At 64.0% G+C, this 25,600-nt stretch carries 25 protein-coding genes; 13 read left to right on the top strand and 12 right to left on the bottom strand.

Going from position 1 to position 25,600, the window contains the following annotated elements; translation table 11 throughout:
• Positions 1–91: 91 nt before the first annotated feature.
• From G3O06_RS17245 to G3O06_RS17225, 5 genes are all read left to right on the top strand, one after another.
• Entirely contained in the window at positions 92–817 is a 726-nt protein-coding gene (locus G3O06_RS17245; protein ID WP_205816888.1) for a pirin family protein, read from the top strand.
• 62 nt (positions 818–879) lie between these two features.
• Positions 880–1,293, top strand: a complete 414-nt coding sequence (locus G3O06_RS17240; RefSeq protein WP_174969590.1) for a DoxX family protein — start codon at positions 880–882, stop codon at positions 1,291–1,293.
• A gap of 32 nt (positions 1,294–1,325) precedes the next feature.
• The gene (locus tag G3O06_RS17235; protein ID WP_205816887.1) at positions 1,326–2,864 is read left to right on the top strand and encodes a GMC family oxidoreductase N-terminal domain-containing protein; all 1,539 of its coding nucleotides are present in this window, start codon (positions 1,326–1,328) and stop codon (positions 2,862–2,864) included.
• Positions 2,865–3,368: 504 nt separating this feature from the next.
• Complete coding sequence (locus G3O06_RS17230; RefSeq protein ID WP_241020085.1) at positions 3,369–3,773, top strand: hypothetical protein; 405 nt, start codon at positions 3,369–3,371, stop codon at positions 3,771–3,773.
• 239 nt (positions 3,774–4,012) lie between these two features.
• Positions 4,013–4,630 (top strand): M17 family peptidase N-terminal domain-containing protein, encoded by a 618-nt coding sequence (locus G3O06_RS17225; protein ID WP_205816886.1) that lies wholly within the window; start codon positions 4,013–4,015, stop codon positions 4,628–4,630.
• A 298-nt stretch (positions 4,631–4,928) separates the two neighbouring features.
• Here G3O06_RS17225 and G3O06_RS17220 read toward each other — a convergent pair whose 3' ends face one another.
• The 4 genes from G3O06_RS17220 to G3O06_RS17205 form a co-directional block, all read right to left on the bottom strand.
• A complete protein-coding gene (locus G3O06_RS17220) occupies positions 4,929–6,227 on the bottom strand; it encodes an MFS transporter (RefSeq protein ID WP_205816885.1) in 1,299 nt (432 codons plus the stop codon).
• Between the two features lie 36 nt (positions 6,228–6,263).
• A complete protein-coding gene (locus tag G3O06_RS17215; RefSeq protein ID WP_205816884.1) occupies positions 6,264–6,776 on the bottom strand; it encodes a gluconokinase in 513 nt (170 codons plus the stop codon).
• A gap of 518 nt (positions 6,777–7,294) precedes the next feature.
• A complete protein-coding gene (locus tag G3O06_RS17210) occupies positions 7,295–8,152 on the bottom strand; it encodes a PhzF family phenazine biosynthesis protein (RefSeq protein ID WP_205816883.1) in 858 nt (285 codons plus the stop codon).
• Between the two features lie 87 nt (positions 8,153–8,239).
• Positions 8,240–9,058, bottom strand: a complete 819-nt coding sequence (locus tag G3O06_RS17205) for a TrmB family transcriptional regulator (protein ID WP_205816882.1) — start codon at positions 9,056–9,058, stop codon at positions 8,240–8,242.
• Between the two features lie 133 nt (positions 9,059–9,191).
• On the opposite strand from G3O06_RS17205, the gene G3O06_RS17200 reads away from it, so the two are divergent.
• The 4 genes from G3O06_RS17200 to G3O06_RS17185 all read left to right on the top strand — a co-directional run bounded on the left by G3O06_RS17200 (position 9,192) and on the right by G3O06_RS17185 (position 13,159).
• Positions 9,192–9,557 (top strand): RidA family protein, encoded by a 366-nt coding sequence (locus G3O06_RS17200; protein WP_174998417.1) that lies wholly within the window; start codon positions 9,192–9,194, stop codon positions 9,555–9,557.
• Positions 9,554–10,759 carry an MFS transporter gene (locus G3O06_RS17195; protein WP_205816881.1) on the top strand — a complete coding sequence of 402 codons (1,206 nt, stop codon included), beginning with the start codon at positions 9,554–9,556 and terminating at the stop codon, positions 10,757–10,759. Before G3O06_RS17200 ends, G3O06_RS17195 begins: the two co-directional genes overlap by 4 nt.
• Positions 10,760–11,041: 282 nt before the next feature.
• Entirely contained in the window at positions 11,042–11,731 is a 690-nt protein-coding gene (locus G3O06_RS17190) for a CoA pyrophosphatase (protein ID WP_205816880.1), read from the top strand.
• Positions 11,732–11,767: 36 nt separating this feature from the next.
• A complete protein-coding gene (locus G3O06_RS17185; protein WP_205816879.1) occupies positions 11,768–13,159 on the top strand; it encodes an MFS transporter in 1,392 nt (463 codons plus the stop codon).
• Positions 13,160–13,205: 46 nt separating this feature from the next.
• Here the strand turns inward: G3O06_RS17185 and G3O06_RS17180 are convergent, their stop codons facing one another.
• Positions 13,206–14,177, bottom strand: coding sequence for an AraC family transcriptional regulator (locus G3O06_RS17180; RefSeq protein WP_205816878.1), 972 nt, complete (start codon positions 14,175–14,177; stop codon positions 13,206–13,208).
• 94 nt (positions 14,178–14,271) lie between these two features.
• On the opposite strand from G3O06_RS17180, the gene G3O06_RS17175 reads away from it, so the two are divergent.
• Positions 14,272–15,102 carry an oxidoreductase gene (locus tag G3O06_RS17175; RefSeq protein WP_205816877.1) on the top strand — a complete coding sequence of 277 codons (831 nt, stop codon included), beginning with the start codon at positions 14,272–14,274 and terminating at the stop codon, positions 15,100–15,102.
• A 139-nt stretch (positions 15,103–15,241) separates the two neighbouring features.
• Here the strand turns inward: G3O06_RS17175 and G3O06_RS17170 are convergent, their stop codons facing one another.
• The 5 genes from G3O06_RS17170 to G3O06_RS17150 form a co-directional block, all read right to left on the bottom strand.
• The gene (locus tag G3O06_RS17170; RefSeq protein ID WP_205816876.1) at positions 15,242–16,657 is read right to left on the bottom strand and encodes an alginate export family protein; all 1,416 of its coding nucleotides are present in this window, start codon (positions 16,655–16,657) and stop codon (positions 15,242–15,244) included.
• Between the two features lie 143 nt (positions 16,658–16,800).
• Entirely contained in the window at positions 16,801–17,715 is a 915-nt protein-coding gene (locus G3O06_RS17165) for a glyoxalase (RefSeq protein WP_205816875.1), read from the bottom strand.
• Positions 17,716–17,755: 40 nt separating this feature from the next.
• Positions 17,756–18,202, bottom strand: a complete 447-nt coding sequence (locus G3O06_RS17160) for a DoxX family protein (protein WP_205816874.1) — start codon at positions 18,200–18,202, stop codon at positions 17,756–17,758.
• 1 nt (position 18,203) lies between these two features.
• Complete coding sequence (locus G3O06_RS17155) at positions 18,204–20,096, bottom strand: amidohydrolase (protein WP_205816873.1); 1,893 nt, start codon at positions 20,094–20,096, stop codon at positions 18,204–18,206.
• Positions 20,093–20,380 (bottom strand): XapX domain-containing protein, encoded by a 288-nt coding sequence (locus tag G3O06_RS17150; RefSeq protein WP_174998357.1) that lies wholly within the window; start codon positions 20,378–20,380, stop codon positions 20,093–20,095. The genes G3O06_RS17155 and G3O06_RS17150 overlap by 4 nt, the downstream gene beginning before the upstream one ends.
• A gap of 388 nt (positions 20,381–20,768) precedes the next feature.
• Here G3O06_RS17150 and G3O06_RS17145 point away from each other — a divergent pair, with 388 nt between their 5' ends.
• Positions 20,769–21,455, top strand: coding sequence for a hydrolase (locus tag G3O06_RS17145; protein ID WP_174969604.1), 687 nt, complete (start codon positions 20,769–20,771; stop codon positions 21,453–21,455).
• A 151-nt stretch (positions 21,456–21,606) separates the two neighbouring features.
• On the opposite strand, the gene G3O06_RS17140 is transcribed toward G3O06_RS17145, so the two are convergent.
• On the bottom strand, positions 21,607–22,290 hold the full coding sequence (locus tag G3O06_RS17140) for a YoaK family protein (RefSeq protein ID WP_205816872.1): 684 nt from the start codon (positions 22,288–22,290) through the stop codon (positions 21,607–21,609).
• Between the two features lie 419 nt (positions 22,291–22,709).
• On the opposite strand from G3O06_RS17140, the gene G3O06_RS17135 reads away from it, so the two are divergent.
• The gene (locus tag G3O06_RS17135) at positions 22,710–23,696 is read left to right on the top strand and encodes an MBL fold metallo-hydrolase (protein WP_241020084.1); all 987 of its coding nucleotides are present in this window, start codon (positions 22,710–22,712) and stop codon (positions 23,694–23,696) included.
• 51 nt (positions 23,697–23,747) lie between these two features.
• Positions 23,748–24,629 (top strand): alpha/beta hydrolase, encoded by an 882-nt coding sequence (locus G3O06_RS17130; RefSeq protein WP_205816871.1) that lies wholly within the window; start codon positions 23,748–23,750, stop codon positions 24,627–24,629.
• Positions 24,630–24,651: 22 nt separating this feature from the next.
• Here the strand turns inward: G3O06_RS17130 and G3O06_RS17125 are convergent, their stop codons facing one another.
• On the bottom strand, positions 24,652–25,560 hold the full coding sequence (locus G3O06_RS17125; protein WP_174969608.1) for an AraC family transcriptional regulator: 909 nt from the start codon (positions 25,558–25,560) through the stop codon (positions 24,652–24,654).
• Positions 25,561–25,600 lie beyond the last annotated feature (40 nt).

The raw sequence follows: 25,600 nt of genomic DNA, 5'->3' as shown, positions 1-25,600 counted from the left end.
TGAGAGGACGGTTATCAGATTTGTTGGTTCCGCAGCATGAACGGAACGGGCATAGTGCTCGAGCCATTTCGTCCACGCAAGGAGGAACACGATGCTCGAGATCAGGCATGCAGATGAACGCGGACGAGCAGAACACGGCTGGCTCAGCACGCGTCACACGTTTTCGTTCGCGAACTATTACGATCCGAAGCAAAGCGGCTTTTCCGATCTGCTGGTGATCAACGACGACCGGATCATGCCGGCGCAAGGATTCGGCAAGCACCCGCACCGCGACATGGAGATCTTCACGTACGTGCTGGCGGGTTCGCTGGAACACAAGGACACGATGGGCACCGGATCGGTGATCGTGCCCGGTGACATCCAGGTGATGAGCGCCGGCACGGGCGTCGCCCATAGCGAATACAACCCTTCGGAGCGCGACCCCGTGCACCTGCTGCAGGTGTGGATCGCAACGGCCACGACGGGCACGCCGCCACGCTATCAGCAACGTCACTTCAGCGACGAGCAGAAGCGTGGGGTGCTGCGCCTGGTGTTGTCACCCGACGGCGCGAACGAATCGCTGACGCTGCAACAGGACGCTCGCGTTTATGCCGGACTGTTCGACGGCGACGAAAGCGCCGAGCTCGAACTTGCCGCAAATCGCTATGCGTATGTGCATGTGGCGCGCGGCACGATTGCCGTGAACGGCGTCGAACTTGGCGAAGGTGACGGCGCACGGGTTCGCGGCGAACGAACACTGAGCTTCACGCGAGGTCACGGTGCTGAAGTACTGGTGTTCGATTTGCGCGGCATCGAAGCGCCAGCGTTGTGGTCTTGACCGGCGCTGCGAGGGCGCATCGAGCGCCAGGTGGCGCAACACTTACTTCATCGAGAAAAATCGTGGGTGACACGTTATTTGAAAACCGCAAGGACGAGTTGATTCTCGTCGCTCGCATTCTGTTGATGGTGCTTTTCGTGATGTTCGGCTGGTCGAAGCTGACCGGGTTTTCCGGAACCGTTGCATTCATGGCATCGAGTGGCGTACCCGCCCCCGAGCTGTCGACGATCGTCGCCGTGGTGATGGAGTTCGTCGTAGGCATCGCGCTGGTGGTCGGGTTCCGTACACGCCTGCTGGCCTTGTTGCTCGCGCTCTACACATTGGGTACGGCGATTGTCGGTCATCACTACTGGAACATGACCGGTGCCGTTCAATACGACAACATGATCCACTTTTACAAGAACATCAGCATCATTGGCGGGCTGATGCTGCTGTGCGTGACGGGCGCGGGAAAGTATTCCGTCGACGGGCGTTGAGCCGTTGGTCTTATTAGTCAGGAGTGTTACAGATGAGTGACGAAAAACAATTCGACTTCATCGTTGCCGGCGGTGGGGCCGCGGGCTGCGTCATGGCCGCACGGCTCAGTGAAGATCCGTCGATCTCGGTTCTGCTGCTCGAAGCCGGCTCGGTGTTTCACCCGGAGGAAGCGCCCGCCGCTGTCAGCCAGGCGTTCACGGTCGGCGGGACCGCGGAGATCCTTTGGGACGACAGCGCATCGCATATCGACGGGCAACCGGTCGAGATGCGCGCGCGCGTCCTCGGCGGCGGGTCGTCGATCAATGCAGGCGTCTTCGTGCGAGCCCTCCCTACGGATTTCCAGCACTGGGTCGACCGAGGTCTCGAGAACTGGTCCTACGACGATGTCCTGCCTTATTTCCGGAAGATCGAATCCGACGACCATGGCGACGCATCGCTCCACGGCCGCGATGGCCCGGTTCCGGTGCGGAGGTGGGATGCGAAGGAACTGAGCCCGTCGCACGCGGCATTCATCGAAGCCGCGAAAGCGCAGGGCTTTCCGGAAGTGGACGACTTCAACGGTAACGCGCACTTCGGCGTCGGCCGCTATCCGATGAACATCACCCGGGAAGGGATCCGGTTCGGTGCGGCACTCGCGTATCTGACCGACGAGGTGTGGAAGCGTCCGAATCTCACCGTTCGTGGTGGCGTCCTGATCGATGTCGTCACGTTCTCGGGGCAAGTCGCGACGGGGGTCAGGCTTGCCGACGGGGAGGAGATCGCGGCCCGGAACGTTGTGCTGACGGCCGGGACGATCGGTTCGGCCGCCGTGCTGTTGCGTTCCGGAATCGGCCCGGCAGGCGAGCTGCGTGCGCTCGGCATCGACACGGTCGCCGATTTGCCGGTCGGGCAAAACTACATGCAACAGCCGGCCAGCGGCGTGGTGTTCTCGACGACGTCGGAGAAAATGGGCGCTACCGTGCCGCCGATCTCCGCGCTCCTGTTTGCCCGAAGCGGAGGGCGAACCGAAGGTGCGCCCGATCTGCACATCATTCCGAGTCACATCACGATGCTGGAGGCGATGTCGTCGGACGCCGGCATGGTGTTCTCCATGAGTCTCGCGGTGGCTACGCCAGAGGACGATTCCCGGGGACGGCTCACGCTGGTCTCGCGCGACCCCAAGGCGCCTCCGCGGATCGAGACGGGCATTCTGGGGAACAGCAAGGATCTGGAGAAACTCGCGGATGCGGTGGAAACGGCGCGGCGCATCGCGTCGACGGAGCCCTTCTCGCGGTACCTGGATACCGAGATTTCGCCCGGGCCCGACGTGAAGACCCGTGACGACATCAGGGCATTTCTCCGCCAACACGTTCAGACGTACTTGCACATGACGTCGACCGCTCCGATGGGGAATGAAGACGATCCACGAGCGGTGGTCGATGATAGCGGACGGGTGCGCGGCGTTAGCGGCCTGTACGTTGGCGATGCCTCCATCATCCCGCGCGTACCGTCTGTCGCGACCAATCCGACCGTTCTGACGGTCGCGGAGATCGTGGCGGACCGTATCAAGGCGGCGTACCCGGTGCGCTGACGGCGATCAACCTGGTTCCGTCGTCGCAAGACACGGAACCAAGCGCATGGTGCGAGTGCCCGACGTCGAAATGTTACGCCGGGTCGTGGATGCGAGCGACGAGTGGGGTGGGGCGCCTGATGTTGGCGGCGATGCCCCGCGTTTCGCGCTGACGCATGACGCTTCGTGAAAAGGCGTTGCGTAGTGATACCGTCATCTTTGCGATTCCGTTCCGCGTCCGGGACGCGAGCGGTGTGTGATCCCAATCGTCTGAAAAGCTCAGCTTCCGACAACGGAATCGGCGTTGTCATCCACACCCACCATTCCGTCAGGTCTCGTCGAAAATCGGTGGACGTACGTCGAGTGTGACCTGCTGCCGAACCAGAATGATTCGCGATCCAATGGCAACCCGAATGTCATTGCCGAGACAATCTCGTATGATGGCGTCGAAACGTGACTGGCGGCCTGCGAAACACGGTGTACGTGCTGCCACCGAATGGACGAAGTCTGACCAGGTGAACCGATATGAATACTGGAACACATTCCCATCGAGCAGAACACTGCGCCCGCATCCGGACCGCGCTTCTCAATTTGCACCGGACACTGGTCGAACTTGAGCGTCGCGAGTATGAGAAGGCCCATGGGCACCAATCGGCCGGCGATTTTCTGCAGGTGATGGCCTTCGACGATTCGATGAAGTGGCTGGAGCCGCTCAGCCGACTGATCGTCATGCTGGACGAAGCGCTGGATCAAGAGGGCGAACTGGAGCTGACGCCGACGGTAGTCGTGGCAAGAACACGGGAATTGCTCAAGCTGGACCGTGCGTCCACGGACGCATTTGCGACGCGCTATCTGTATCACTTCGACAACTCCGCCGATCTCGCGGTCGACCACACTGCGTTGTTGCAGCTCATCGGCAGTGTTGCGTAGGCCATGTTCGAAGCGCGTGGTTGACGCGCCTGGCGCAGCCTCTACGCGCCACGCTGACAGGACGTATAGCCGCTGCGATTTCGCATGAACTTGCAGCCATCGAGAGTAATCTCGATCGGCATGATCCGTTGATCTGGATTGCACACACATGTCTGGTCCGTTGCACGCAGGTGGCTTTCTCATCGATCGTCAGGATCGAAGATGGGCCCACCGCGTCCTGACCTCACGGGAGAGACGATATGGTTCTTCGGCAAATCATCGGCAGTTGGCGTGATGTGTCCTTCGAGGTTGCGGCATGGGATGGCGTCGGCGCGCAGGTCGATCTTTCCTGCGGTTGCATGTTCGCCCGCGAGGCGGCAGGTGAGGGGCCGACGGGCGGACTACGCCATCTCGACCTCGTGCTTTCGGGGGCGCTCACCGGGTTGCGGCGCGAAGGTCACTTTCCGGCAGCGCCGATGGAAACACTGTTGATCAGCCGCCCGCCTGCGGGCATCGAAGCAGCTCGCGTGCTGCTGGTCGGGCTCGGTGATCCCGCAAGCTGGACAATTGAAGTCACCGCGGAGGCTGCCGCCACGGCCGCCCGAACGGCGATGCAGCAGGGTTTGCAGAGTGTAGCCTTCGCGCCGAGCATACTCGACGGCGGATTGACGGCTGCGGCCACCGACGGTATGCCGCAAGCCATGGTGACGGCCGTGCTGGCCGCGATAGACGCACAGTACCGGATTGCCGAGCTCGGGCTCGCTGCGCTACCGTCACTGCGCCATTGGGTCTTTGATGTCGGAGCATCACGCTTCGACGGCGCCGTGGAGCATTTCGGAAACGCACTTGCGACGGCACAGCTTCAACGCCCGAAGTGATGGAAGAGTCGACTCGGCTTGCGTGTCGTGCGGCATCCGCAGCCGGCTCGTCGCATCGTCCATGTAAAGCAAGCCGGCGCCTGCTCCTCGAACCGCCGATGATCGCCGCTGTCGATCTGAACGGATCCTACGCTTGCCAAGGTAACACCCATGCGCACGCGGACAACGAGATGCGCCTGATGTGTTCGGAAATGGAACCCGGCTATCCGCGAGGCATGAACTGTCGTCTGGATCGTCCCTGCCGACGTAGAAGTGGGGCGGCGATACATCACGATCGATGGAACTCGCCGCAGGCCAATCAATAAGCGTCCGTGGTGGCTGGAACCGCTCCGATCGAGTTCGCGTGCCGTGTCGGCGTAGTTCGCACGGAGAGCGTGATGATCACGGCAAGCAACAGGGAGGCTGCCATGAACATATATGACGCGGTCGGACTGCCGGTTACGCCGTCGAGGTAGCCAACGATCCACGAGCCGAAGAACGCGCCCAGCGCGCCGCTGGAATTGACGATCCCGATTGCTCCACCGAACACGTTGCTCGGGAGCAACTCGGACACCAGCGCGAAGAACGGACCGTATGGCGCATACATCGTCGCGCCAGCCACCACCAAAAGCCAGAACGAGACCCAGAAGTGCGCAGTGCCTATCAAACACGACGCGATGAAAGCAATTGCGCCAATGGTGAGAAGCGGCCACACGAACAGCTTTCGATTGTCCATCTTGTCGCAGAGCCACGACGTACCGACCATGAGTACGACCGCACCGGCATACGGAACGGCCGCGAGCCAACCAACCGATACGATGTCGATTTTGGAAGCCATTTTGAGGATCGACGGCAGCCACATGATGAAGCCATATACGCCGATGCTCCACAGCGCGTGGATCGCGCAACACTTCAGAACGATCGCGGAACGAAATGCGGCCTTGTAGTTTCGTACCGGAGGAATATGCGCCTGTTCAGCCTCAAGGCGCGCAGCGAGTTGATTCCTTTCGATAGAGGTCATCCAGCCGGCATCTGCTGGGCGCTCCTTGACGATCAGCCACCACACGATAGCCCATGCCAGCGCAGGAAATCCCTCGATCACGAACATCTCGCGCCACCCGAAGCCTTGCACCAGGTAGCCCGATACCACCGACATCCAAAGTACGGTCACCGGATTGCCCAGAACCAGAAAGGTGTTGGCTCGCGAGCGCTCGCTGCGCGTAAACCACCGGCTGATATAGAGCAGCATGGAAGGCATCACCGCTGCTTCGACCACGCCGAGCATGAAGCGTAACGCCATCAACGTCGGGATGTTGCTCACCATGCCCGTGGCCATCGCACACAGCCCCCAGAGGATCAGGCTGAAAAATATCAGCTTCTTGACGCTGTTGTGCTGCGCATAAATTGCACCGGGTACCTGAAACAAGCAATAGCCCAGAAAGAATAGCGAACCGATCAATGACGATGTTCCGTGGGTGATGCCCAGATCCTTGTCGATTCCAGCAGCTGCCGCGAAGCCGTAGTTTGCGCGATCCAGATAGGCGAGGCTGTAGGTGATGAAGATGACGGGCATCAGATACCACCATCTTTGATTGGCCAAGGGTTTTTCGCCTTCCATTGTGTCTCCTGTTTTGTGTTGGCTGGCTAGCGTGGTTCAAATCGCCGTGTCTTGCGGCAGGCCGCCGATATTCCGCAGCACGTGATCGACGATCTGATCCGGCGTGAGCTCGATGCCGATCGTGACTGCTTCATGCGGCGCAGGTTCTTCGAGCGTGTCGAGCTGGTTTTCCAGCAGCGACGGATCGAAGAAATGACCGCGACGATCATTCAGACGTGCGCGCAATACCTCGAGCGAGCCTTTGAGGTATATGAACCGGACGTCGTGGTTGCCGCAGCTCAGCGCGTTGCGATACGAACGCTTTAACGACGAGCACGTGAATACGGCCGTGCTGCCGGTGCGCTGTTTGTCTTCAATGGCGGTGCGGATCGACTGTAGCCATGGCCAGCGGTCTTCATCGATCAGTGGCGTGCCGTGGCGCATCTTTGCCTTGTTGGCGGCGCTGTGAAATGCATCGCCGTCCGTGTAGCTGCATGACAGGCGCTTCGCAAGCATTTCGCCGATATGCGACTTTCCGGCGCCAGATACACCCATTACGATCAAGATCATTGATTACGTCTCCGCCGTTGACATCTCGACGCGAAAAATTCTGCCTGGACGAGATATTTCTTTTACCGGCGGGTAGTTCACCGCACTGTCACGATCGGCGCAAATGGTGTTTTTTGATGTGGTGATCACGATACGTGATAACGCCGGCAAGGCTGCGGCTAGCCTTGCCGTGATGAACGAGCGGTGACGGTGCAGATCCTGCGCGATCTTCGTACCGTGGGCCGTACAGTTGCCCGCGAAGCAGCCTTTCCCGTCACAAGCTGATGCAAGGTGTCGACTTTCGGCACATCAATGCCGCTAAAAAATCGTGCTTATGACAATGCCGGTTGCAGCATTTTCCCGGAGGAATCGGGTGAATTTTTTGTTGCTGTCAGTTGATTTCGTGATTCCTGGAGACAGTAACGTGCTGCGTGGGACGGCGGTCGTGAGGACGCGCCGTGCACGCCAGGCAGATTGCGACGGGTTTCTTGCGCGCATTGCGCCGTTGAAGATCGCTGCGATATTTCCGTTCAGCGCGCCTACACGTTGACGACGCCGCGCCCGAGTTCGATCACACGCCCGCCGACGCCGATTTCTCCGCTCGCACTGACCGACAACCGCAGCAGGCAGGGCCGGCCGACGGCTTCACCCTGCTCGACCTGAAGCGCGGCAGGCAGGTCGCGGTTCATCGCAAGCAGCCACCCGCCCAGGTTCGCGCACGCAGACCCCGTGCCCGGGTCTTCCGAAACGCTGCCTTGCTTCACGAAGAAGTAGCGCGACACCACTGTCCCCGGACGCTCGGCATCGAATGCGAACACGTAGACGGTCTTGCGGCCGAGGCTGCTGGTCGGCCAGATGTCGAGGCATGCGCTGTCGGGCTGCGCGCGGCGCACGGCGGCGGGGTCCTTGAGCGCGACCAGCAACTGGTCGGCGCCGGTGTCGACCCAGATCGGCGGCGCGAGCAGATCGTCTTCCGTCAGTCCCAGCACGGCCCCCATCCGGGCGTCGGGCAACTCGCATGCTGCCGTCTTCGGCATGCCGGAATGCGGCGCGATGAACGTCCATACGTCGTCGTGCGCGTTCACGTCGACCACGCCGGCCTTGAATTCGAGCGCGAGATCGTCGCCCGCACCCAGCAGGTCGCGCACGACATGCGCAGTGCCGAGCGTCGGATGGCCCGCAAAGGCCATCTCGTAGCCCGGCGTGAAGATGCGAACCCGCGCATGCGCGCGCTCCGACGGCAGCACGAAGGTCGTTTCGGACAGGTTGAACTGCACGGCAAGTGCCCGCATGGTCGCGTCGTCCATGCCGCGCGCATCTTCGAATACGCAAAGCGGGTTGCCGCCGAACGTGGATTCGGCGAAGACATTCAGCAGGCGGAAGGCATAAGCGGTCATTTGACGCTCGCGTGAGTGGGGTGGTTACCGTACCTGGGTGAGGCGCGCGTTGCGCGATGCGCCGGCAGCCGCGCGGAGTCGCATGGGTCAGCTCGGCTTGTCGAGCGGCGCAAGCATCGCATGCATGTCGGGATGCTTCAGGATTTTCCTGTACTCCGCCGGACTCATTGCGTCGATCAACACGCGCCCGCTCACGTCCGCCTTGATGTACTCGACCGCGAGCAGCGCGATCACCGGATTGGTCGTCAAGGTGGCGTGATCGGGTGAATGATCGCCGAATTCCGCCACCACTGCCTCGGTGTTGTCCGCGACCGCGACGGCGAGCCGGCGACCGGACAGCCTGAGTCTCGCACTGGCGCCGCATTTGGCCATGTCGTAGTGGCGCGGCCCGTTGAGCGTGCGATTGCCGTAGATCGCCACGTGCGTGTCGACGCCCCGTGCCGCGGCAGCCTCGAGCAGCGGCCCGAGATCGTCGATCTCTTCGTCCCAGACACCCGCGAAGATCTGCGTTTTCGCATTGACGATGACGCGCGCGAATGCGCTGGCGATCGCTTCCCGCCCGCTCAACGACCAGACGAGCCCCGGCTCCTGTTGAACCGGCAGCCGGTCGAGCGCGCCCGCGGCCAGTTCGAGATCCGCGTTGAAGCGCGTGCGCAAGTCCTCGAGCAACGACCGGTGGGGCACGGCCGCATAGCGGACAGGTTCCGACCGGTTGACGAGCACCGCACCGCGCGTTTCCAGGCGGCCGAGAGTTTCGTAGATCTTCGATGGCGGCATGCCGGCGCGCCGGCCGACTTCCGCACCCGTCAGTGCGGCCTGCCCGACGAGGGCTGCGTAGGCCTGCGCTTCGTACTGGGTGAATCCAAGCCGGATCAACGACGTGATCAGCTCCGTGTTCTCGCTCATGTGTATCGGCTCCTGCTCCCACGACGACCTGCATGGGGTTCCTTGATTAACTACCGGAGTAGTATACAATCGCTCGAACTTACTACCCAAGTAGTAAGCGATGTTCGTCAACCTGACTGGAGGGATCTTCAAGATGCGTAAACGGATCAGCACCGGCTCCCCGTGGGAGCCCAAGGTCGGCTACTCGCGCGCCGTGGTCGTCGACAACACCATCTACATTTCGGGGACGGCCGGCAAAGGCGCGGACGTGTACGCACAGACACGCGATGCGCTGGCGACGATCGACCGCGTGCTGGCGGACAGCGGGTTCTCGTTGTCGGACGTTGTCCAGAGCCGCCTGGTGGTCGCGGACTTCGACAACTGGGAAGCCGCGGCCCGCGCGCATGGGGAGATCTACGGCGACATCCGGCCGGCGTTTTCGCTGGTGCATGCGCTTCCGTTCGTCGATCCGGAGATCCTGGTCGAAGTCGAGGCGATCGCGGTCAGGACCGCGGCATGACTGTCGGCGGCAACCGCGTGCCGCTGTCCCGCACCGCGACGGTGGTGCTTGCACTGGCGGCCGGCGTCGCGATCGCCAACGGCTACGCGTTGCAGCCGTCGCTGTCGGCCATCGCCAGCGAGTTCGGCGTGGCTGCGTCGCGCATGGCGGCCCTCGCGTCCGTGACGATGCTCGGTTACCTGGTCGGCCTTGCATGGCTGGTGCCGCTGGTCGACCGCTTCAGTCCGCGCGTGCTCGTTGCGACGCAGATGGGTGTGCTCGCGTTGTTGCTGGCGTGCGTGTCGTGGTCGCCCGGGCCGCTCGCGCTCGATGCCGGCTTCTTTCTGGTGGGCGCGGCAACGACGGTGGCCGCGCAATGCAGTGCGGTTGCCGGAAAACACGCGGATCCGCAACGGCGCGGCGTGGCGATGGGGGCCGTGTCGGCGGGCATTTCCGCCGGGATCCTGCTGAGCCGTTTCGTGGGCGGCGTGTTGTCGCAATGGTGCGGATGGCGCGGCGCATTGCTCGCGCTGGCCGGATGCGTTGCGCTGGCCGCCATCGGCGGGGCGATGCTGTTGCCCGGCGGCCGGCCGGAAGGGCTGCCGGGCCGTGCGAACGCGATCGGTGCCATTCCGCGGTTGCTGCGCGACAGCGCTCAACTGAGGCGCCGCACCTGCGCCGGCATGCTCTGGTTCTTCGCGTTCAACCTGGTCTGGGTGGGGCTCGCACTTCGCCTGGCCGGGCCGCCGTATAGCCTCGGTGCCGCGGCGATCGGGGCGTACAGTCTCGCGGGCGTGCTGGGTCTCGGCGTGACGCGCGTGGCTGGAAAACTCGCCGATCGATTCGGCGATCGCGCGGTCATCCGGGGCGGGCTCTTCGTGTCGGCCGTGTCGGCGTTGCTGCTTGCCGTTGCGCTCGGTCGTCCCGGATGGCTGGGCGTGGGGCTGGCCATGTTCGATGCCGGTTGCTTTGCCGCGCAGGTCGCGAACCAGGCGCGTGTCGTCGCGATTCAGCCGGCCCGGGCCGGGGCGTTGAGCGCAGCGTACCTGACGCTTTACTACGCGGCCGGTGCCGGCGGTGCGGTGGCGGCGGGGCTGCTCAACGCGCGGGTCGGGTGGGGCGCGATGATGATCGTGACGGCTGCGGCGATCGCGGCGGCCGGGTTGATCGGTACCGCATCGGCGAGCGCCGATGTGCGGAGCGAGCCGACCTCGGCCGCTTGAGCGCAGGCGCGACGTGCGCGCGCGGTCGATCCGAAATTCATTTTTCGTGCATGATCGGGTTTCTCCGTTGATCGACGGTGGTCGGGCTCCGGCATTCAACTATCCGCAAAGCCGGCGGATATTTTTACGCTGAAGCAGACAATCACGCCGCCGTGCGTGACATTTGCGATCGCATGCGAACACGGGCTCATCGGATTGACCACAACGACGCCGTGCCCATGCAACACGTGTCGGGTTCAGTGTCGCTCAACGCGTGCCGGTTGCCGCACGCAGGAGGAAGACATGGAACCAGACAGAAGCGTCCTGAATACCAGCGGCGGGTTGGCCGCCGCGCATGCGGCAACCGGCTCGCCGCAGGCTCTCCTGGACGCGATCGTCCGTGGCGTGGAAGGCCACGGTATTCCGGCCGGCACCGATTGGCCGACAGCGAAGCAAACCCTCGCGGACAACGACGGGCAGTGGAAATTCTCGGCGGTGCTGGTCGCAATCGTTGCGCGGCGCGAGCCGACGATCCTGCTGACCAAGCGCGCGTCGGACCTCAGCGAATACTCGTCGCATGTGAGTTTCCCGGGCGGACGCCCGGCGGAGTCCGATCGCGATATCGGCGCGACCGCTTTGCGCGAGGCGTTCGAGGAAATCCGCCTCGCGCCCGATGCGGTCCGCGTGGCCGGCAGCTTGCCGATCCATAAAACCAGAAAGCGCAATCACGCGATCTTTCCCGTGATCGGCATCGTGCCGGAAACGGCGAAATGGGAGGCGGCGCCCGCGGAAGTCGCGGAGATCTTCGAGTTCCCGTTCGCCGCGCTGCTGAATCCGGATCTGCCGCGTCAATACGCGGACGGCGAACGCACGGGCGCGTGGTACTGGGCGGAGCAGACGCAGGACATCTGGGGCGTGACGGCGCTCATCCTCAAGTCGCTCGCCGGTCTGGTACGCGATGCCGCGCGCGGCGAGCACGCGCGTCATGACTAGTTCATGCACCGGGCCTTGGTGCGGCAAGGGTGACTCATGGAGATGGCAGAAACGTTCGGCGACGAAGGGTTCGATATCCCTCGCCGCTATTTTGCAGCGGTCGCGATTCTGGTCGGCGCATTCATGTCCGCGCTGGACAGCGCGATCGTCAATATCGCGCTGCCGACGATCTCGACCGACCTGCACGTGAGCGCGGCGTCGGTCATCTGGGTCGCGAACGGGTACCAGGTGGCGAGCGCGGCGACGATGCTGACGTGCGCGTCGCTCGGTTCGAGAATCGGCGAGCGGCGCTTTTACACGATCGGGCTGGTGTTGTTCACGATCGCGTCCTTCGGCTGCGGACTGGCGTCGACGTTTGGCGGGCTGGTGGCCATGCGGATCCTGCAGGGCATCAGCTACGCGATCCTGATCAGCGTCGGCTACGGCCTCTACCGGGTGATTTTCCCGCCCGCTTCGCTGGGGACGATCTTCGGCGTCAATGCGCTGGTATTTGCGGTAGGGACGGCCGTCGGCCCCGCATTGGGCGGCCTGATCGTCTCCTGGGCATCGTGGCCCTGGCTGTTCTTCATCAACCTCCCGTTCGGGATCGCCGCCATCGCGTTTTCGTTCGTCGCGCTGGGGAAAGACACGCATCGGGAGCGCGGCTTCGACGTGCCGGGCGCGGTGACTTCCGCCGCGGCATTCGGCCTCTTCGCGCTCGCCGTCGACCAGATCGGGCGGTGGAGCAATCGTACCGTGCTCGTGCTTGCCGTCGTGGCGGTGGCGTTGATGCTGGCCTTCTGCATCGGGCAGACCCGGGCACGGCATCCGCTGCTGCCGCTGGATATTTTCAGGTCGCGCCGGTACACGTTCGCGGTGCTGACGTCCGTGACGATGTTCGTGTCGCAGGGCATCGCATTGGTGGCGTTGCCGTTCGTGCTGCAGCACACCTATGCGTACAGCGTGTTGAAATCGGCGCTGGTCTTTACGCCCTGGCCGATCGCGGTCGCGCTGTGCGCGCCGTTTGCCGGGCGGCTGGCGAATCGCTTCAATGCGACACAGCTGTCGAGTGTCGGCGTGCTGATGTTCTGTCTCGGGATCGGGTCGCTGACCCTGTTGCCCGCGCAACCAGCGGTCGGGGATTTCCTGTGGCGCGTTGCGCTATGCGGCGTGGGGTACGGCTTCTTCCTGCCGCCGAACAACAAGGAGATGTTTGCGAACGCGGCGAAGAACCGGACGGCGACTGCGTCCGGCGTGCTGTCGACCGCGAGAACGACCGGCCAGTCGATCGGTGCGGCGCTGGTCGCCGTGGTGATCGCACTGGTTGGCGGCGCGGGCGGAGGAGGGGGCGAGCGGCAATTTCCCGTCTACGTGTTCGCATTGGCCTGCGCGATCGCCGCGCTGTCGTTCTTCGCGAGCATCGCGCGCGTCTACCGTCAGCGCGCCTAGGTGCGGCTGACGGAAACCGACGTGCGGGCCCGTCGCGATGCCTGCATCAATGCGACGACACGAACACCGCATCCTCGAAGGCTTCCGGAATCGCGAAGCTTTCGCGCATGCGCTGCGTTTCCTTCGCCGGCGTCAGGCCGAACAGGCGCTTGAATTCGCGGCTGAACTGCGACGGGCTCGCATAGCCGACCGCGTAGCCGGCCGCTTCCGCCGTCAGGTCCTCGCGCACCATCAGCAAGCGCGCCTGATGCAGCCGTGTCGACTTCAGGTACTGCATCGGCGATACCTGCGTGATCGCCTTGAAGTGGCTGTGAAAGCTCGGCACGCTCATGCCGGCTTCGTCGGCCAGTTGCGGCACGTCGAGCGGCTGCGCGTAATCGGCGTGGATCACGCGCAGTGACCGGCCGATCCTGCCGAACTGTCCGCGCATCGCCAGCGCGCTGCGCATCGCGCTGCCCTGCGCGCCGGTGAGCACGCGGAAGTACAGCTCGCGCAGCAGCGCCGGGCCGAGCACCGCGGCGTCGAGCGGCCGGTGCATCGCCTCGACGAAACGCAGTACCGACGCGTGCATCGTTTCATCCATCGGCGTCGACATCATGCTCCTGGGCGCCTGCACGGGCTCCGCCGTGCCTGCGCGGTCGATCTGCGCCGCGAGTTCGGCGGCCATCGTGAAATCGAGGTGCAGATACAGCGCGAGCAGCGGGCGCTCGGGCGTGGCGTCGGTTTCCATGCTGAACGGCACGGGCACGGACACCGCCAGGTAGTGGTGCTCGTCGTACAGATAGCGCTCGCCGCCGAAGTAGCCGCGCTTGCAGCCCTGGCACACGATCACGATGCCCGGGTCGTACAGCACCGGCGTACGCGACAGCGCGCGGTTCGAACGCAGGATGCGCACGCTGGGCAACGCCGTCAGGTTGTAGCCTTCGTCGGGCGCCAGCGCGCGCAGCAGCGTCACCAGGCGCTTCCGGTCGCGGGGCGACAGCGACGGGGATCGGGTGAGGGCGGGATCGGTGCTCATAGTTTTGTGCAAGAAAATCAGCGGAATCGAGCTTATTCGACGGGGTTCGTCAGACTAGTATGCACGCTCCAATCAACATTCGGGAGAAGCTCAAATGACATCTGGCAAGCTCATGCTCATTACTGGCGTCAGCAGCGGCTTCGGCCGCGCGCTCGCGCAGGAGGCGCTCGCGGCGGGTTACACGGTGGTCGGCACCGTGCGAAGCGCGCAGGCGGCGCAGGATTTCGAAGCGTTGTCCGCGCAGGCTTTCGCGCGGGTGCTCGACGTGACCGACTTCGATCGCATCGACGGCGTCGTGGCCGAAATCGAGGCGAACGTCGGGCCCGTCGACGTGCTGGTGAACAACGCCGGCTACGGGCACGAAGGGATCATGGAAGAAGCGCCGCTCGCGGAGATGCGCCGGCAGTTCGACGTGAACGTATTCGGCGCGGTCGCGATGATGAAGGCGGTTGTACCGTTCATGCGTGAACGGCGGCGCGGCCGCATCCTCAACATCACGTCGATGGGCGGCCACATCACGATGCCGGGCATCGCCTACTACTGCGGCAGCAAGTTCGCGCTGGAAGGTATTTCCGAAACCGCCGGCAAGGAGCTGGCGCCGTTCGGCATCGCCGTCACGGCCGTGGCACCGGGGTCGTTCCGCACCGACTGGGCCGGCCGCTCGATGCTGCGCACGCCGCGCTCGATCGCGGATTACGACGCGAGCTTCGATCCGATCCGCCAGGCGCGCGAAGAGAAGAGCGGCAAGCAGCTGGGCGATCCCGCGAAGGCCGCGCGGGCGATGCTCGCGGCGATCGCGGCGGACCATCCGCCCGCGCACCTGCTGCTCGGCAGCGATGCGCTGCGGCTGGTGCGCGGCAAACTGGCGGCGCTGGACGAGGAAATCCGGGCGTGGGAGGCGGTGACGGTGTCGACGGACGGCTGACGACCGTGCCGTGCCGGCGTCTCGACGAGAACGATGGCGCGGTCGAACGGCAATCGGTTCGATAACGATCCGTTGGACCGCGAGCGGCACCGGGGGCGTTGCGGCCGTCGTTGCCTGCAACAACCGGAAGCCGCCGCATTTACCATCCGAACTTCAGTTCGGCACCCAGATATGTGCTGTTGTGGCCGCCTGCTGCCCGGATCGTGTCGCCGACGGCGTAGTAAACCCCTTCGACCGCCCCGGTCAGGTGGCTTCCGAACACATAGTCGGCGCGCATCTGCGCATACGCGCCAGTCCAGCGCGTGCCGTGGCCGGCCGTACCCGCAACCGGTACGACCGGCTGCGTATAAACGGCATCGTCCGTCGTCGCGCGCCACTGGAGCGCGAGCGCACCGAGCAGCGTGAGCTTCGGGGTCGGCTTGATCGTGATCGAAGGCTTGACGTGAATCAGGTTCGAATAGCCCGTAAACCCCGCGAGGGTGAAGTAGTAGCCATTCGGAAAGAGCGGGTTGAACGTTCCCAGCTTGCCGTCGCCCGGATGTCGGTCGCCGGATGCCGCGTCTACTTGCAACCCGATGCGCGGTGCCCATGGGATGTCGGCGAAGGTATAGCCGACGCGCGACCCCGCGGCCCACGCACGCACGCTTTCGGCACCGACACTGCCGGTTTGCCCCATTGCCTCGAGATCCCAGTCGATTCCGTTGGCTGCACCCGCGAAGCGCGCATCGAATACGTTGCGGCGCTCATTGCCGCGCGCGCCGACGTAGCTCGCGTTGTCACGCTCGTAAAGCGAGTAGTAGGCGGACAATTCGTTCTTTCCGAGGACCTGCCGCTCGATGCGGATCGTATGGAAGCGCATGTGCGGGTTGGACGTGTCGTCGAATGCCTTGTCGTCGCGGTACTGGACCGGCTGACTCACGAATCCGATCACGCGCCACGGACCGCTTACCCAGTTCGCCCACACGGCATCGAACGATTGCCGTACGTTCGGGCCATCCCGCGATGACACGAAGCGTTGCAAGTCGAACAGGAAATCCTGTCGCCCGACGCGGAACTTGAGGGTGCCCGCGTCGAACGGCTGCACGAACGATACGAACGCGAGTCGCAGATCGAGCGGATTCTTGTCGACGGGCGTGACCGTATTCTTGCCGAATGCACGTGCGTCCTCGAATTCGGTATACAACTCGACGTGCCGATTGAGGTGGACATCGACGTTGAAACGAAAGCGCTGGATCAGGTAGGTATCGCCAGCCGTCTTCCCGACGCCGAAATTGCCCGCGTTGGACGATTCGAGCCTCTCGCGCAGGCTCGCACCCAGCGACACATAGCTGTACGGATCGGTCGACGACAGCGGGATGTACTTGAGACTGTCGAGCGGCTCGGTATGCAGCGCCGGATTCGCGAGCGCATACCAGCGCTCCTGCCAGCGGTTCGTCATGATCGCGGGGCGTTTCGTCGGAAGGTCGTCCGGCAGGATCGGCGCGTCGGTTTCCTGCGCCGCGACCGATGATGCCCAAAGCGAGAGCACGGCCAGCAGCATCGCATGGAACCTCATCGCGCCGCCGCCGGCGGTCGCGCGACTCGATACGAAGCGGGCGGCGCGACGCACCGACGAACGCGGGGCAAGATCACGCGCGCGTCCGGAGCGAGCCGCGCACGGGGCGCGGCCTGCTTCATTCATGGGGTTGGCGACGGGCGTCACGGTTGCGTCGTCTGGTGAATCTCGGCGACGTAGCCGCCCGGGAACTGCACGAGCGCCGCGTCGCGGCCGTCCGACGTGAACGGCGGCACGAGCACGGTCACACCCGCGGCCTGCGCCTTCTTCAGCGTTGCGGCGAGATCGGGCACTTCGTAGCCGGTCATCTCGCGGCCGAACGGGTAAGGCAGGTGGCCGTCGGTCACGAGCACGGTCATCTTGCCGAAGCCCGATTCGATGCGGATGCGGCGGTACGTGTCGTTCGGCCGGCCGATCTCGATGCCCGGCGCCTTGAGGGTGTCGGACACCACCTTGCCGTTCGAGAACTTCACGAAGTCGTGCACCAGCTTGCGTACGCTTTCCGGCGATACGTACACGCGGTTCTCCGGCACCGTCTCCAGCGCGTCGTAGTGCGGCGCTTCGGTATGCCAGTAGAGCTGCATGTTCAGCCCGCCGGCCCAGCGGATGATCGCGTCGCGGCCGATCGGATCGGGGAACGTGTCGACGATCACGTCCGCGCCATGTGCGCGCGCCGTCTTCATCGCAACGTCCATGTCGGTGACGAGATAGCCGGTGCGCTCCGCGCAGAACGGGTACGGGATCGGCGTCTTGAAGCCGAACACCGAGATCGTGCCGACCGGCGTAAGCACGAGTTGCGACATCGTCTGGCTCGGCGTCGGCGTGACCTGGAACACGCCCTGCTTCGACTTCTTGCCGCCGAAGGTCGCGACGAAGCTGTCGGTGAAGCGGTCGAAATCGTCCGGCGCCACGCACACGTGCGTCGTGTCGTACTGCGGCCCGACGGCCAGTACCGGCACCGGCGTCGTCGGAACCGGCGGTTTCGCGAACGACACCGTCGCCGCGACGCAGCCGGCCGCGATCGTCAGCGCGCACAGTGCGGAACGAATGGTTTTCATGATCAGGTTTCCTTGTTGTGTCATCGAATGGTGCAACCGGTCACGCGCGGCCGTCGTCGGTCGGGCGCTTCGCATCGGCGAGCAGCGTCGCGAGCACGAGTGCGGCGATCAGCCCGAGATGCTCGAAAAAGCTGTTGAGCGCCATGAAATGCTCGGCGCCCGTGCGGTTCCAGAAATCGTTGGCCACGGCCATCGCGACCAGCGTCAGCATGCCGAGGCTGCCGGCGCCGAGCCACGTGAAGCGGCCCAACACGATGCACAGCGAGCCGGCAATCTCGACCGCGATCGCCAGCGCCGCCCATAGCGCGGCCGGCTGCAGCCCGAAATGCGCCTGCTCCGCGACCGCGCCGTTGAAATCCAGCGCCTTCGCGACACCGCCGATCAGGTACGCGGACACCAGCGCCAGCCGCGCGAGCGGCAGGACCCACGGCTGCGCGAGCAGCGCGCGGACCCACGCCGGGCTGACGGAACCTACGGGCGTTGCCATCTCAGATCGCCCAGCACGAACAGCCGAACGCGCCCCAGAAGCCCTTCGCGTCCGACGTCGGCAACTCGCGGGTCCATGCGTTCGCATGTGCATGGCCGTGCATACCGCACGCGCTTGCGCAGCCGCACATCGCGGCGGCGGCCGCCCGCTGCAGCGGCGCGCCGTTGCGCTGCGTCGCGCCCCAGCCGCCATAGCCGCCGTACTCGCGCACCGGCGACCAGTCGGGCATCGCGGGCGGAATCGGCGCATCGTGTGACGCGAACGGCCCCGCACCCCACACGATCCGGCCGCCGACCACCGTCAGCAATGCGGACGTCGCAGCGATATCGTCCTCCGCACACGCGAAGAAATCGCGATCCGGGACCATCAGGTCGGCGAGTTGCCCGACCGCGATGCGTCCTTTGCGGCCGACTTCGTTCGAGAACCACGTCACGTATTCGGTCCACATGCGCAGCGCGGTTTCGCGATCGAGCAGGTTGCGCTGCGGATACATTCGCAGGCCGCCGACCGTCTTGCCCGTCACGAGCCACGCGAGCGACACCCACGGGTTGTACGACGCCACCCGCGTCGCGTCGGTGCCGGCCGACACCTTGATCCCCTTGTCGAGCATCTTCGCGACCGGCGGCGTCGCTTCGGCCGCCTGCGCGCCGTAGCGCTCGACGAAGTACTCGCCCTGGTACGCCATCCGGTGCTGCACCGCAATGCCGCCGCCGAGCGCGGCGATCCGGTCCATCGAGCGCTCCGAGATCGTTTCGGCGTGGTCGAAGAACCAGTTCAGCCCTTCGAGCGGAATGTCCTCGTTTACTTTTTCGAACACGTCGAGCGCGCGGCTGATGGTTTCGTCGTAGGTGGCATGCATGCGCCACGGCCAGCGGTTCTGCGCGAGCACGCGCACGACACCTTCGAGATCGTCTTCCATCTGCGCCGGCAGGTCCGGGCGAGCGACGCGGAAATCCTCGAAATCGGCAGCCGAAAACACCAGCATCTCGCCCGCGCCGTTGTGGCGGAAGTAATCGGTGCCATCGTGATACTTGACGCTCTTGGTCCAGTTCACGAAGTCTTCCTTCTCCGCATTGGGCTTCTGCGTGAACAGGTTGTACGCGATGCGGATCGTCATCTCGCCCGCGTCGTGCAACTTGCGGATCACCTCGTAATCGTCGGGGTAATTCTGCGAACCGCCGCCTGCATCGATCACGCCCGTCACGCCAAGACGATTGAGTTCGCGCATGAAGTGGCGCGTCGAGTTGTACTGATACTCGAACGGCAGCTTCGGGCCTTTTGCGAGCGTCGCGTAGAGGATCGTCGCGTTCGGGTTCGCGAGCAGCAGGCCGGTCGGGGTGCCCGCGGCGTCGCGCAGGATCGTGCCGCCCGGCGGCTCGGGCGTGTCCTTCGTGTAGCCCACCACTCGCAGCGCCGCCGCGTTCAGCAGCGCGCGGTCGTACAGGTGCAGGATGAACACGGGCGTATCGGGCGCGGCCGCATTGAGTTCGTCGATCGTCGGCAGACGCTTCTCGACGAACTGGTGTTCGGTGAAGCCGCCGACCACGCGCACCCATTGCGGCGCAGGCGTGATCGCGACCTGGTGCTTCAACATTTCCATCGCAACCGCGAGCGACGGTACGCCATCCCAGCGCAGCTCCATGTTGTAGTTCAGGCCGCCGCGAATCACGTGGCAGTGGTTGTCGATCAGGCCGGGGAGCGCCGAGCGGCCACCGAGGTCAATGACTCGCGTGTGATCGCCCGCCAACGCCATGACGTCATGGTCGTCGCCCACGGCGGAGAACACGCCGTCGGTGATGGCGACGGCGCTCGCGGTGGGGCGAGACCGATCGAGGGTCGTAAAGCGCCCGTTGCGAAGGATCAGGTCGGGTGATTGTGCGCGATGCGTGCTCATGATTGGCTCTCCGTGGACTGGGCCGCAACGCGGGTGGCGGTGGTTTCGCCGCGCCCCGGCAATGCGCCGAACATGTGGTGGCTGCATTTGGAATCGCGCCACGCGGTATGGAACGCGGTACCGGACAGCATCTGCTTCGCGACCGGCACGACCTGCTCACCAGCGAGGATGCCGAGCAGGCCAACCAGCGCTATGAGCGGAGGCGCGGGCGAGCGAACTTGGAGCAGGCTGTAGATCACGCCGACAAGCAAGCCGGCCAGTAGCGACAGCACATAGATTTTCATGAACGGATTCCTGAGCGATGCGTGGACAGAAGAGGGTGCGTGCAGACCGCCGGTGGCAGTCGTTCGGTGCACGGTCGATCGATGCATGAAGATGAAGCGAGCGTGCCGCGACGAACGAATTGTAGGCAGGCCATGCGCGGTTGAGCGGCCTGCCGATGCAGGATTAAGGACGATTAAGGATGTTTCAACGCATCGTCATTAGCATGGTAACGACGCTGAAAAGCTCGGCGGCACAGCAGTCGAGAGGCTGCGTGACATGAGCGCCCCGAACGCATGCGCCGCCTCGTTGCGACGACGCCGCGCGGGTAGGCGGAGATCGTCAGCGTGATGCGTGCGGCGCAAGCCGGACAACCCGTAACGTTATGAAGCTTGAGAGGATGGATCAACCATGAGCAACCCGAAACTCGAAGTACTGACCCCCGACAACTGCCAGATGATCTTCATCGATCAGCAGCCGCAAATGGCTTTCGGTGTGCAGTCGATCGACCGCCAGGTACTGAAGAACAACGTGGTGGCGCTCGCGAAGGCCGCAAAGACGTTCGACATTCCGACGATCATCACGACCGTCGAGACGGAGAGCTTCTCCGGCTACACGTATCCGGAGCTGCTGGACGTGTTTCCGGATCATCCGCTGCTCGAACGTACGTCGATGAATTCGTGGGATGACCAGAAGGTCCGCGACGCGCTGGCGAAGAACGATCGCAAGAAGGTGGTCGTATCCGGTCTGTGGACCGAGGTCTGCAACAACTCGTTCGCGTTGTGCGCGATGCTGGAAGGCGGGTACGAGATCTACATGGTCGCCGATGCGTCCGGCGGCACGTCGAAGGAAGCGCACGACTACGCGATGGAGCGCATGGTCCAGGCCGGCGTCGTGCCGGTGACCTGGCAGCAGGTGATGCTCGAATGGCAGCGCGACTGGGCGCGTCGCGGGACCTACGACGCAGTGATGGCGATCGCGAAGGAGCATTCGGGTGCGTACGGCATCGGTGTCGACTATGCCTACACGATGGTGCACAAGGCGAAGCAGCGGACGGCGAATTCGCACGAGATTCTCGCGGCGGTTCCCGCGAAGTAATGCGTGCCGTGTTCGGGCCGGCATGTCGGCCCGACGTGACCAGGAAACTGCCGCGCCGTGAGCGCGGCAGTTTTTTTACGCGGACGGAAAGTGCACAAGTGCAGCTTGATGGCTGCAGCGGCGATGCACGCGATCCTGCCGAGGAAAACGCTCAGTGCGCGTCGGCGGGCGACCCGGATCGGTGCGCGCACGCCCAGCCGATCATGACGATGACCGGCGGCACGAACAGGCACCACAGGCCGACCGCCAGATAGAGGCCAGCCGCCACGCCGCATCCGGCGGCGAACGCTGCCACGCCGATAGCCATCCGTCGCAGTCGCGCGCCGTCTCCCGGCGGGCGTGGTTCGGGTGAACCGATACGTTCGCCGAGCGAGATCATGATCTGCGTGACGGTGCCGGTCATCAGCGTGGTTGGCGGTGCGTCGGAGAGATGAAGGCGGTGCAGCGCATTCTGTACGGCCATTGCGACGACCAGCGTCATGCCCGTTGCGAGGGCCGGCAGCGCATCGCTGTCCGGAAACGGTCCGACGGACACGCCGAGCACGGCGCCGATCGTCAGCAACGCGGCCTGTGCAAGCAGCATCATGCGTAGCGCGTCGGGGCCGCGTCCGCTCAACCGGTTTGCGCACGCGGTCGTGAGCAGGATCGCGATGCAGAATACCGGCAATGCCGCCAGTTTCGCGATTGCTCCCGACGTGCCGGATACGAGCGTTGCACCGAGCGTGACGAAGTTGCCGGTCACGTGTGCAGTGAACAACCCTTGCAATGCGAGGAAGCCGGCGGTATCGACGAAGCCGCCATTGAAGCTGAGTAGTGTCGGAAGTTTCTCGTTCATATTCGATCCTGTACGTCGGAATCCGAAAGAGTACAGCGATGTGCGGAATGTTGTGTGATGTGTGCAGGGAATATTCCGGTTACGGCCAGGCGACCCGTGTTCGCCCCGGCGCCTTCTGGATCGCCAATGCGTTGAGGCGGGCAGTATCGAACCAACAATCGCGCACCAGGCGCGGGCGGTAAATCGAAATGTATCCATGTGCGCCAGTGATCCGGTCGAGCGCAACATCGTTGTCGACAACAGCGGGAGTGGCAGGGGAACCGTGCATCGACCGTGCCGGGTGCCGCGGATGCGACTTAAGGAACGCAATCAGAACGATTCAGGAAGTTTAGGGACGCAGAATGGGGTGGTCGTTATGCTGGGTGCTCGTGAAAATACACCCGAGGGCCCCAATGGCAAGTGTTCGAGAACGAGGCTGGATGCGCGTGCGCAAGTGCCTGACACGGGGGCTGGCCGGCATCGCGACAGCGTGGGCCGCCGCAGCCTTTGCTGCTGCGCCGCTCGCCGGCAAGCAGGCGCCGGGGTTCTACAGAACGATGGTAGGCAAGTTCGAGGTGACGGCGCTGTCGGACGGAACCCATCCGTTCCCGATCGACAAGGTGGTCGAAGGTGTGCCGAACATCGATATCGAGAACGATCTGCGGCGTGCATTTCTTGTGCCACCGGTGCAAGGGTCGATCAATGCGTTTCTGGTGAATACCGGAGAGAAACTGATCCTGATCGATGCCGGCGCGGGCGCGCTGTACGGTGATTGCTGCGGACGCCTGGTCGACAATCTGCGCGCGGCCGGCTATCGGCCGGAACAGGTCGACGAAGTATTGCTGACCCATATGCACGAAGACCATATCGGCGGCATCGCCTCGAAAGATGCAGCCGTATTTCCGAATGCGATCGTGATGGTGAGCCGCAAGGAGGCCGACTACTGGCTCGATCCGGCCAACAAGACTCACGCGTCGCCGCTGCTTGCGCCGTTCTTTGACGCAGCAACTGCGGCAATCGAGCCTTACCGTGCTGTTGGGCGGTTCAAGACGTTCGATCGCGACGGCGTACTCGAGCCAGGTATTCGCGCGATTTCGCTACCGGGCCACACGCCGGGCCAGATGGCCTATCTCGTCGAAAGCGGCGCCGCACGCCTGCTGGTCTGGGGGGATGTCGTGCATGTCGCGGCAATCCAGCTTCGACAACCGCAAGCGACCGTCGAGTACGACAGCGATCCCCCGGAAGCGCGCGAATCCCGACGCGAGATCCTGCGTGAGGTCGCGGACCGACGTTACCTCGTCGGTGCTGCCCACGTTTCGTTTCCGGGGCTCGGGCATGTGCGGAAGGAGGGCGACACCTTTGACTGGGTGCCTGTGAACTACGACGCGTCGCCAATGCCCGGGGGCGGCGGAGCGCCTCGCCCTTGATGCCCAGCAGGCGGCGGCAAATCCCCAGGCCATTCTTTTGAAGGAACGATCGTGGAAACGTTGGAAAACAGTGCGGTGACTCACCATACGCGGGTCGCGAACGGCATCCGGCAACATTACCTCGACGCGGGCACCGGGCCGGTTGTCGTGTTGCTTCACGGCTTTCCGGAGACCAGCTACGCATGGCGACACCAGATTCCGGTGCTCGCCCGCACGTATCGCGTGATCGCGCCGGATCTTCGTGGCTACGGCGAAACCGGCAAGCCGGCGTCAGGATACGACAAGCGCAACATGGCGCTCGACATCATTCGCCTGCTGGATGCGCTGGGGATCGAGAAAGTCGTGCTGGTCGGGCACGACCGCGGCGCGCGAGTCGCTACACGGCTGGCGAAGGACCACCCGGAGCGTGTCGACCGCCTGGTGGTCATGGACAACGTGCCGACGCGTATCGTCGCGGAAAACATGAGTCCGAAAACGGCGCGCGCGTACTGGTTCTTCCTGTTCCATCTGGTGGTGGATTTGCCCGAGACGCTGATCGCCGGCAACGAGGAAGCCTGGTTGCGTCACTTCTTTTCCGACTGGTGCTACAACCCGCACACGATCGAGGGCGCGGATTTCGACGCTTACGTGAAGGCGTACAAGCGACCCGGCGCCGTGCGCGGCGCGATGTCCGACTACCGGGCGAACGCGCAGGACGTCGAGCAGGATCAGGCGGACGCCGATATCCGGATTGCCTGCCCGACGATGGCGATTTGGGGCGAGGATTTTTACGCGGTCGGCGGAATGTTCGACATGAAGGCGGTGTGGGAGGGGATGGCGTCCAACCTGCGTGCCGAGCCGATCGCTCACTGTGGGCACCTGCCGCAGGAGGAGCAACCCGAGCGCGTCAACGCGTTGCTGCTCGATTTTCTCGGCGGCTGGACCGGCCGTTGATTGTCCCGCGCGCCGTATCGCATCAGCGGCCGCTTCGACGTCGCCAGGCGCCGGGCGGCTTGCCGACGACTCGGGTAAAGGTACGGCTCAAATGACTTTGATCGGCGAACCCGCAACAGCTGGCGATTTCGGATAACGTCATCTCCGATGCTTCGACGAGCTTGCGGGCCTGCTGAATGCGCTGATCCAGCAACCACTGATGCGGCGTGCGACCCGTGGTCTTGGCGAATGCGCGAATGAAATAGCCGCGCGACAGATTGCATTCGCGTGCAACGTCCGCGATTGCCGTGCCTTCATTCAGGCTGGCGACCAGCAACTCCTTCGCCAGCGCTTCCTGCGCACGCGACAGCATCCCGCCAATACGGTTTGCTGGCAGCAACGGCGTTCCGTATTGCTTCGAAAGATGGATGCCGATAGCGAGCCCCATCTGTTCGACGAAGAGCGCGTTCAGCGCGCCCGCGGTATCGAAGCTCCCGGCGACCGCACGGGCCAGGTGGCCGAGTACCGGGTCGCGCTGATCGATCGCGCACGTCAGTCCTGCGAATCGGCCCGCGTCGCGTTCGGCGTCGAGGCGGTCGAAAAACAATCCCGGCAGTTCGATGAGCACGAAATCGAAATTGCCGTGAAGATCGGCGCGATAGTCGTCGGACATATCGCGGATATAGATGGAGTCGTCGCTGAAATGCCGGGCAATCTTGCGTTGCCCCTGGAAAATGTCGCGCCGATGGCCGCTGTTCATCGACACGCCGATCAGGTAGCCGCGATCCGACGCCGGCATCGCAACGCGATGGACGGTGCCGTTGTCCATGCATTTGCGGTAGAAGGTCATGTCGGTGCCGTGCAGTTCCAGATTCGTGCGCAACTGGCTCGACGTGCATCCAAGCGTGTCCTTCTTCATCGGGCCGGTGGCGGGCTGGGCAGTAAGCAGCATGCGACGTACCTCGGATCGACAGGCGGAAGGTTGGCGAGGA

The sequence above is a fragment of the Burkholderia sp. Ac-20345 genome, from assembly GCF_017104825.1.
GTDB lineage: Bacteria > Pseudomonadota > Gammaproteobacteria > Burkholderiales > Burkholderiaceae > Burkholderia > Burkholderia lata_B.
The sequence above is the reverse complement of the archived record's forward strand: the minus strand, read 5'-3'. Positions and strand labels throughout refer to the sequence as shown.